Source organism: Aeromonas sp. PrichA-15, from assembly GCF_017939245.1.
GTDB classification, from domain to species: domain Bacteria; phylum Pseudomonadota; class Gammaproteobacteria; order Enterobacterales; family Aeromonadaceae; genus Aeromonas; species Aeromonas caviae.
Genome location: NZ_JAGKRH010000063.1, coordinates 1 through 9,010, shown reverse-complemented (window position 1 = coordinate 9,010; position 9,010 = coordinate 1). Strand labels below are relative to the sequence as shown.

Annotated in this window: 6 protein-coding genes; all 6 read left to right on the top strand. The window is 62.0% G+C overall.

Translation table 11 applies throughout. The features are described from left to right. The coding region (locus tag J9889_RS10730) for a hypothetical protein (protein ID WP_210556660.1) at positions 1-1,200 on the top strand (1,200 nt) is incomplete at its 5' end. Positions 1,201-1,204: 4 nt separating this feature from the next. Then, on the top strand, positions 1,205-1,801 hold the full coding sequence (locus J9889_RS10725; RefSeq protein ID WP_069784446.1) for a hypothetical protein: 597 nt from the start codon (positions 1,205-1,207) through the stop codon (positions 1,799-1,801). Further along, positions 1,798-2,382 carry a hypothetical protein gene (locus J9889_RS10720; protein WP_171865159.1) on the top strand — a complete coding sequence of 195 codons (585 nt, stop codon included), beginning with the start codon at positions 1,798-1,800 and terminating at the stop codon, positions 2,380-2,382. Before J9889_RS10725 ends, J9889_RS10720 begins: the two co-directional genes overlap by 4 nt. A gap of 5 nt (positions 2,383-2,387) precedes the next feature. Continuing rightward, positions 2,388-2,789, top strand: a complete 402-nt coding sequence (locus tag J9889_RS10715; RefSeq protein WP_102948362.1) for a hypothetical protein — start codon at positions 2,388-2,390, stop codon at positions 2,787-2,789. Further along, positions 2,789-8,593, top strand: a complete 5,805-nt coding sequence (locus J9889_RS10710; protein WP_210556658.1) for a DUF1983 domain-containing protein — start codon at positions 2,789-2,791, stop codon at positions 8,591-8,593. Before J9889_RS10715 ends, J9889_RS10710 begins: the two co-directional genes overlap by 1 nt. A gap of 49 nt (positions 8,594-8,642) precedes the next feature. Continuing rightward, positions 8,643-9,010: hypothetical protein (locus J9889_RS10705; protein ID WP_210556656.1), on the top strand; the 368-nt coding region annotated here is incomplete at its 3' end.

Below are 9,010 nucleotides of genomic sequence, written 5' to 3'. Positions count from 1 at the left end.
AACCTGCGTGAAGAACTCAAGGATCTGGATGACCAGATCAAAGAGACGTCGGAGCAAAAGGCATTCGGCGGCGTCGGCTTGATCGATGCCATCTTGGGCGATACGGCGGGCCGTTCTGCCCTGCCTGAGCTCCAGCAGCGCCGCGCCGAGATTGAGGCCGAGATAGACCGGATTCAGGAAGCGTATGGCAAGAAGCGCTTCGGGATTGGTGAGCAACCGGAGTACCAGCCCCCGGAACCGGTCAGCTCCCGTGATACCAGCGCTGACAACAAAAAGCTGCTGGAGCAGGGGGAGGCCCGTCTCAGTGCCCTGGACATGCAATTCGCCAGTGAGCTGGACAAGCTGCGCCTCTCCCATGAGGAGCGCCTGGCAGAAATCGACAGCCTGCAGGTCAGCGAGGCCGAACTGCGGCGCCGCGGCTATGAGAGCCTGAGTGAGCTGCGAGAGGAGTACCGCCAGAAGGAGGCGGATCACTTCGCCGAGCAGCAAGCTGACTACATGGCCAAGCGTGAAGAGGCGATGGCCAAGGAGCTGGAGGCGGATCAGCGCAAGCAGGATCAGCTTGCCGAGCAGGAGCGCCAACGTGTTGAAAGGCAGAAAGCCGCCCAGCAACAAGCTGCCCGCGACATGCTCAACTTTACCAGCCAGACCCTCAGCCTCACCACTGACATGCTCCAGCAGTCGGGCAAAGAGCAGACCTTCATCATGAAGGCACTGCTGGCTGCTCAGAAGCTGCTGGCAATACCGTCGATCCTGGTGGCCGGTGAGCAAGCAGAGGCCGGGGCTGCGGCGTTTGCCGCGATGACCGGCGGCCTGCTCTCGGCTGAGTCTGCCCGCGCCATGATCAAGGCGCAGACCATGATATCGGTCGGCATCGTCGCCGGGACGGCCATTGCAGGCATGGCCCATGACGGCATCGACACTATTCCCCGGGAGGGAACCTGGCTGCTCAATACCGGCGAGCGGGTTTACACCAACAAATCAGCCCAGCGTATCGATCAGATGTATGACCAGTTGATGAGTGGGGGAGGCGTGGCGGCCAGCGGCGGCGCGGTGTTTGAGCAGCACTTTCATTTCAGTGCCGACATGACCGACACCGACCGCAATCAGGTGATCACCGAGGCCGCCCTCCGGGGTTACCACATGTTCATCGAAGACCTTGGCAGCAATGGCCAAGCGCGTCGAATGCTGGGGGTATAAAACGATGGAAATATATGACTGGCCCGCCGAGTTCAGGGTGCGGGAAAACGCCCTCGACCTGGAAACCATGGCGCGGGTATTTGAATCGCCGTTTGACGGCTCAGAGCAGACCGTCGCCACCCCGGGCAGCAAGTGGCTGATGGAGCTGACCATGGGCAAGATGGAGCCCGCTGTTGCCCGTCGCCTGGAAGCCTTCATCGCCAAGCTGGATGGCAAAACCAACCGGGTCAGGTTGTGGGACTTCGCTCACCCCAAACAGCCGGTACATGGTGCCCCTATCGTCAGTGAGGCGCTGAACATGCGCACCGCGATGACGAGCAGAGGGTGGAAGCCCTCTACCTTGGTGCTGCGGGACGGCGACTGGCTACAGGTGGGCGATGAACTCAAGCGGGTCACGGCAGATGTTTGGTCAGATCAGTCTGGCGCGGCCCGGATCGCGTTTGCCCCCATGCTGCGCAAGAGTCACCCCAGCGGCACCCCCCTGGTGGTCGAGCGTCCCATGGGGGTGTTTCGCCTCGATGGCGGCGGAAAATCTCGTCGCCCCTCAGGTTTTCGCCGTGATCTCGGCACTCTCAAATTCAAGGAGAGCTTCTATCCATGATCACCGGCCTTGATCCTGATGTAATCGCCGCCCTCAATCAGCCAAACGTGACAGCGCTCTATGCCCTCAAGCTGGACTTGGTGAGCGGTATGAGCCGCCTTCACTCGGGCTTGGGGGAGCTGGTGCTGGGTGGTGAGGTGTATTACGGGGTAGGTGCCCTGGGGGCGGTCAGCCCCCAGAAAGAACAGATATCCACCTCGCCAACCAAGCTGAGCGTCACCCTGACTGGGTTGGACAACGCCCTGCTGGCCGAGGTGATGAGGGAGCGCATCGTTGACCGAATGGCGTGGCTTTATCTGGTCGTGCTTGGCCCTGATGGCACCCCCCTCAATGCCTGTTTGCAGTTTAGCGGCAAGATAGCGCAAACCCCCATCAAGGCAGGGCGAACCAACACCATCCAGCTCACCATCTCGAACAAGTTTGAGGACTGGCAGAAGGGCCTCAACTTGCGCAACACCGACGAAAGCCACCGCCGCATTCACCCGAATGATCGCTTCTTCCGCTATCAGAACCAGATGGCTGACCGATCCATCTACTGGGGATCCAAGAAAGATGCCCCGAGTTTCAACTATGAGGACTGACCGCCATGCGCCACCCAGATTGGCAAATCCGCATCATCACCACCATTCAGGCCGCCACCGAGCGGCCTTTTTGTTGGGGTGAAAATGATTGCTGTCTGTTTGTCGCTGACGTGTGTCTTGCCGCTTGCGACAAGGATCCCGCAGCCCAGTATCGGGGGCGCTACACCACCGAGATCGGCGCCAAGCGGGTGCTTGCCAAGACCCACGGCAGCATTGAGGCCGCCCTCGATGCGCTGTTTGTCCGTGTACCAATTGCCATGGCCCAGCGCGGCGATGCCCTGGTGTTTGATGGCCCAAACGGGTTGACCGCCGGGGTCATGTGGGCTGGCCAAGTCTGGGCCATGACAGAGCAAGGCGCCCGCCCCATCCCGGATCAAGTCCCCCTCATTGCCTGGAGAGTTGAATAATGCCCGCCGCTGCCGTCCCTCTTATCGCTGGTGCCGCTGCTGGCGCGGGCGCTTATGCTGCCGTGACGGCTGTCACGGTGGGCATGGCCCTTTCCATCGGCACAGCGGTGGCCACTGCCACCATGATGTTGACGACGAAAAAGCCGTCGCTCTCTGACTATCGCAGCGCGAGCGAGCGTAGCCAGGTGCTGCGTGCTGCCGCCAGCGACAAGACCTGTGTCTATGGCCGCGTGGTGTCCTCCGGTCTGCTGTCGTTCGCCGCCGAGCAGGCCGGCGAGCAGGATGAAGGGGAGTGGCTGCACCTGGCCCTGGTGATCGCCGGTCACAAGCTCTCCCGCGTTGGCGACATCTGGCTGGGTGACGATCTGATCGGCACCTTCTCCGATCTGGTCTCCTACGAACTCCATGCCGACCGCAAAACCTGCGACCCCTTCATGTTGGCCAAGTGTGCCGATTGGAAGGAAGACATGATTGGTCAGGGGATTACCTGGCTGCGCCTGTCACTCAAGTTCGACCCCCAGAAGTTCCCGGCGGGGCTCCCCAACATCAAGGTGGAGAAGTTCGGAAAGGAGGTGTGGGATCCCAGGGACAGCAAATGGAAGTGGAGTGATAACGTCGCCCTGGTCATCCTCGACTATTACCGCTCCTGGCTGAACGTGCCGGACGATGAGATCCGCATGAACGAGTTCATCGTGGCTGCCAACATCTGCGATGAACTGGTCACGCGCCCGGATGGGACGCGGGAACCCCGCTATACGGCCAACGTGGAGTTCGATCTGGGCGAAGCCAGATCCAAGGTGTTGGAAGCACTCCACATGGCGTGTGCCGGCCAGCCGACTTACATAGGCGGCAAGCACGGCATCATCGCGGGGGCTTATTACGGGCCTGCCAGCGACGAGATCCGGGCGCACCAGATTATCGGGGATAGCGAGCTGCTGCCGGAGCCAGCCAGCAGTGAGAAAATCAACCAGGTGACCGGGACATTTGTTGACCCGATCACCTTCAAGAAGACCGACTTCCCGGCGGTGATTGTCAACGAATGGGTGGAAGAGGACGGCGGCCTTGCCCTGCTGGAAGACCTCGACCTGCGCTGTGTGACCAGCGAATACCAGGCCCAGCGTCTGGCGAATATCATGCTGCGTCAGCGCCGCGCCGCCCGCACAGTGACATGCCCGATCAACCTCTCTGGCTGGCGCTATCGCCCCGGCAGCTCGATCCGACTCTACATCCCGGCTCTGGGCATCAATGGCCCCGAGTTTCGGGTGGTCGATTGGTCGTTCTCGCTGACCAGTGGGGTCGAGCTCACATTGCGAGAAGAGAGCCCGCTGTTTTGGTCGGACGCCATTGGCAAGCCCATGGAGCGCCCGGAAATCACCGAGCTACCCTCGGGCGGTGTGGCCATGCCGGATCAGCTCCGTTATGAAGTGGAACAGATTGGCGAGGTGATCCAGGGCGTACTGTCCTGGCGCAACGTCGGCACCATCGCCTACAACCAGGTGATCATCCAGCGCCTTGACCCCGGCAAGCCCCCGGTGGTGGTGCTGACTGCCCAGGTGCCGGGGCAATCTTGCCGGGTGAATGGCCTGGCGGCCGGAAACTACGTGGGCCAAGTCTGCGCCATCGCCATGACCGGCGCCCCGTCGCCGGTTGCGTCGGTCAATTTCACCATCCAGGTGCCCGCTATCCCCGTGGGGGTCGAGGTTGAGGCAGGCAACTGGTCCCTGGCCTTCCGCCCGGTGTTCACCGGTGGCCAGTCCTACGGCACCCTCTGCGAATGGTGGTGGAGCAAAGTGCAGCTGCCCCTGGCCGAGGTGCAGACCAAGGCCACCAATGCAGGCTTGGGTGCGTTCATGACGTTTCAAGGGTTGCAGCCAGACACCACCTATTACGTGTGGTTGCGGGCCGTCAACGCCTACGGCAAATCTGGTCTGTTTGCGGCCAGCGGGAAAACCTCCTACGACGCCGCCTCCATTCTCGACATCCTGGATGGGGAGATCGGTGGCGAACACCTGCGTGAGGAGCTGCGCCAGCCCATCGAGCAGATCGCGGACATCGTTGACCAGGCGATCCCAGACATCATTGGCAAACTGGAGCTGGTCGAGCGCGAGTTCACCGATTTGAGCGAGACGGTCGCGCCGATTGCCGAGCGAGTGCCGGTGATCGATCGGGAGTTGACTGGGCTGGGGTCTGCCCTGGCCGCGCTCGATGAGCGGGCGACACAGACCGAAAGCCTGCTGCGCGACGAGCAAGACAGCCTGGGACAGATGGGGATCGGCGCAGTCCTGCAGCAAGACAAGCTGCACGGCAAGATTGACCGTGTACAGAGTGAAATGGGCGATCTTCGCGATGCCATTTTCACGGTTAATCCCGGCACCGGCCAGATTGAAATGGATGTGGTGCGGGCGCTGCGCGACGAGACCCAGGCCAGTTTTACCGAGGTCAACCAGAAACTGGACGCCGCCACCGGCACCTTGGCCACCAAGGCCGATCATGCAGTGGTGGATGCCCAGGGCGAACGGCTGACCGAGGCCGAGCAGGTGCTGGATGGCATCAATGCCAAGATCACCCAGACGGTCACCAAATCGGAGTTCACCAGCGAACAGCAGCGCCTGACCGAGGTCAGCAGCTCCCTGGATGCCGCCCTGGGGCAGATCCAGCAGAAGGCCGCCCAGTCCACCGTGACCGAGCAGGGCGAACGGCTCGCGGCGGCAGAGCAACGGATCACCGTCAACAGCGATGCCCAGTCGGCCCTGGCCGAGCGCGTATCCGGCCTCAAGGCCGAGCTGGAGGCAGATGACCAGACCCTGCTGGCCAACATCACCGAAGTGGCGCGGGTCAGTACCGAGGCTGACCAGGTGTTAGCTGAGCGGGTCAGCGGGGTCGAGGTTCGCACCGGCACCGCCGAGGGCAAGATCCGGGCGCTGGAGCAGATTGTCGAGAGTGACGGCGGGATCACCGCTGGCCGCTTTGACGAGATCACCGCCACCCTGGATCTGACGGCCAGGGCTGCTGACCAAGCCGCCGAGGCCGCCATTGCCAACGCCCTCGCGGGCGATAAGGGGGAGCAGCGTCACCGCCAGGCCGAGGCATCCATTCGCCGTGACCAGCAGGTGCAGCTTGATCTTCATCAGGCTCTGGCGAGCGAGGTCACCGACCTCAGTGCCAAGTTCGAAGGGGAGAAGGCCGCCACCACTGCCCGTCTGACCGAGGTTCGGGAGGTGATCGCCGGGATGGAGCAGTCCACCGCCCGGGAGTTAAGCCAGCTCAAGACCGACTACCAGGCAGCAGACAGCAAGGCCGCCGCCGCCTTGGAGGAGAGCAAGCGCATCCTGAGCGCCGCCGATGAGGCCATGGCCGAACGGGTAACCCAACTGCAGGCCACCCTGGAGGGGGATGATCAGACGCTCAACGCCGCTATCCTGGAAACCCAGCGCACCCTGGCGCAGGGGGATCAGGCGCTCGCCGAGCAAATCGGCCAGCTCAAGACAGCCAGCGGCGATCAAGCCGCCCAGCTCACCAGCCTGGGCAAGGTGGTCACCGATGGTCAGCAGGCCACCGGCGAGGCCCTGCAACAGCTCACCACCAAGACCGACAAGACCCAATCCGATGTGGGCACCTTGTCTGAGGCCGTGGCAGAGCAGGGCAAGGCGCTGGCCGCTCGCCAGGATGACCTGTCAGCAGAAGTCAATCTGACCGCCCTGGCCAGCATCGGCAACACCTTGGCAGATGATCAGGACGAGGACCGGGCTCGCAAGGCCCGCGCCACGATCACTCGTCGTCAGGATACCCAAGCGGACGAACACCAGGCGCTGGCCCGCGAGGTGACCCAGTTCCGGGCCGAGTTTGAGGGGGAGCAGGCGGCAACGTCCGCCGCGCTCACCGGGGTGAGGGAGGTGATCGCCGGGGTGGAGCAGTCCACCGCCCGGGAGTTAAGCCAGCTCAAGGCCGACTACCAAGCGGCAGACAGCAAGACCGCTGCCGCCTTGGAAGAAAGCAATCTCACCCTGAGTGCCGCCGATCAGGCCATGGCCGAACGGGTAACCCAACTGCAGGCCACCCTGGAAGGGGATGACCAGACGCTCAACGCCGCTATCCTGGAGACCCAGCGCACCCTGGCGCAGGGGGATCAGGCGCTGGCTGAGCAGATGAACCAACTCGCCGCCAAGGTGGAGACGGGTGACAAAGCGCTCGATGCGGCCATCAAGCAGACCCAGCAAGCCCAGGTGACCGGCGACAGCGCCTTGGCCGCCCGCATGGACCAACTGCAAGCCACCCTGGAAGGGGATGACCAGACGCTCAACGCCGCTATCCTGGAAACCCAGCGCACCCAGGCGCAGGGGGATCAGGCGCTGGCCGAGCAACTGACCCAGTTGCAGGCCAAGGTGGAGACGAGTGACAAGGCGCTCGATGCGGCCATCAAGCAGACCCAGCAAGCCCAGGTGACCGGCGACAGCGCCCTGGCCGCCCGCATGGATCAACTGCAAGCCACCCTGGAAGGGGATGACCAGACGCTCAACGCCGCTATCCTGGAAACCCAGCGCACCCAGGCGCAGGGGGATCAGGCGCTGGCCGAGCAACTGTCTCAACTTCAAGCCAAGGTGACCAGTGGTGACACCACCCTGGGGGCGGCCATTCAGCAGGCCCAGCAGGCTCAGGTGGATGGGGACAAAGCCAACGCCGACGCCATCACCAAGGTGCAAGCCAGCCTCAACCAAACCACGGCAGCCGTGGAAACGGCAGCCAAGGCGGTGGCTGACCTGAAAGGCAACGTGGAGGCGGGTTGGTACACCAAGGCCCAAATCGCGGGGGAAGGGGCTGGCTTTGGCCTGTCGGTCAAGCTGAATGAAGATGGCACCGTGCTGAGCACCTTCGTGATCGATGCGGATGTGTTCGCCGTGATGTCGAGGGCGGGCGGTGCGACGACAAAGCGCCACCCGTTCGTCATCAAAAACGGCACCGTCTACATGAACCACGCCATGATGGACACGGCCGAGATCGGCAACGTGATCGCCAAGTACATCAATGTTCAGCACCTGAAAGGCTCCCTCATCGAGGGTGGCTCTTTCCGTGGGGGGGATCTCTGGCTGGGGGAAAACGCCACCGGCCAGTTCGGAGCCTATGGTAAGAAGTGGAATGCAGGGATCGATTCCATGGGGCGCATCTACGGCAGTGATGTCTATTTTTCCAATGGGACGTTCCAGGGCAATGTGCTGGCCAACTCCGGCACGATGAACAACGTCACCATTCGTGAGAACTGCTTGATACTGGGGAAACTTAGAGCTGAGCAAGTGGAGGGAGGCTTTTATGTAAAACGGATATACGGCGGCACATCTCTACCTGACAACACCGATTCATCGTGGCGCACGGCGGCCACTATTCGCGTCAGCAATGGGATGGGGGTAAGCCGTGTCATCGAAATATCGGCGTCAGCTGGTCACTATGAGGTGTTGTGCAAAGTGGAGAGCTCAGGCAGCTCATCGCTCACCAGGACGGCCACTGGGCACTATGAGGTGAGGATAATAAGGGATGGGGCCACCGTTGAGCATATTGCGCCGTTTTCCATTTCTGTATCGGCCACATCTAATCCCAGCTCAGGCCCACGTGAAGAGCGAGCTAGAGGCGGTATTGGAGTATCAAAAACCGCGCTTGTACCTGGCGATGGTAATCCGCACACCTACGCAGTCCAGTTCAGATTTGTCAGGATGGGTGGTGATGGTGCCAGCGGCAGTTATGCCATTGCTGGGTGTGATGGCAACGACATGACGACTGCGCAACTTTATATATCAAGCCCCGATCTCTCTTAACCATAACAACCCGGCCATGTGCCGGGTTTTCTTTTCAAGGAACTTTGCAATGGCAGGACTTTGGCAGCGCACCGGCAACGTGACGGTGACGAATGGCAGCAAGACCATCACCGGTTTTGGCACCAAGTGGAAAACCGGCACCCTCCCGATCCAGAAGGGGCACACCTTCTATGGCCCGGACAACGCGGCCTATGAGGTCGATACCGTGGTCAGCGACACCGAGATCCTATTGGTGGATACCTATCGCGGCGGCACCATGGCCAATCAGCCGTACCGGATCGACATCACCCGCACCTCGACCATCAGCCAGTTTGCCGCCGACCTGGCCTCCCTGGTGGCCAAGTATCGCACCTGGTTCGACGGTATGATGACCTGGCTGACCGGCTCGGGGGATGTCGCCATCCTCAACCCGGACAC

What these genes read in the sequence shown, in the direction of transcription:
- J9889_RS10725 (WP_069784446.1), top strand. Translation starts at nt 1,205, where the DNA reads ATGGAAATATATGACTGGCCCGCCGAGTTCAGGGTGCGGGAAAACGCC.
- J9889_RS10720 (WP_171865159.1), top strand. Translation starts at nt 1,798, where the DNA reads ATGATCACCGGCCTTGATCCTGATGTAATCGCCGCCCTCAATCAGCCA.
- J9889_RS10715 (WP_102948362.1), top strand. Translation starts at nt 2,388, where the DNA reads ATGCGCCACCCAGATTGGCAAATCCGCATCATCACCACCATTCAGGCC.
- J9889_RS10710 (WP_210556658.1), top strand. Translation starts at nt 2,789, where the DNA reads ATGCCCGCCGCTGCCGTCCCTCTTATCGCTGGTGCCGCTGCTGGCGCG.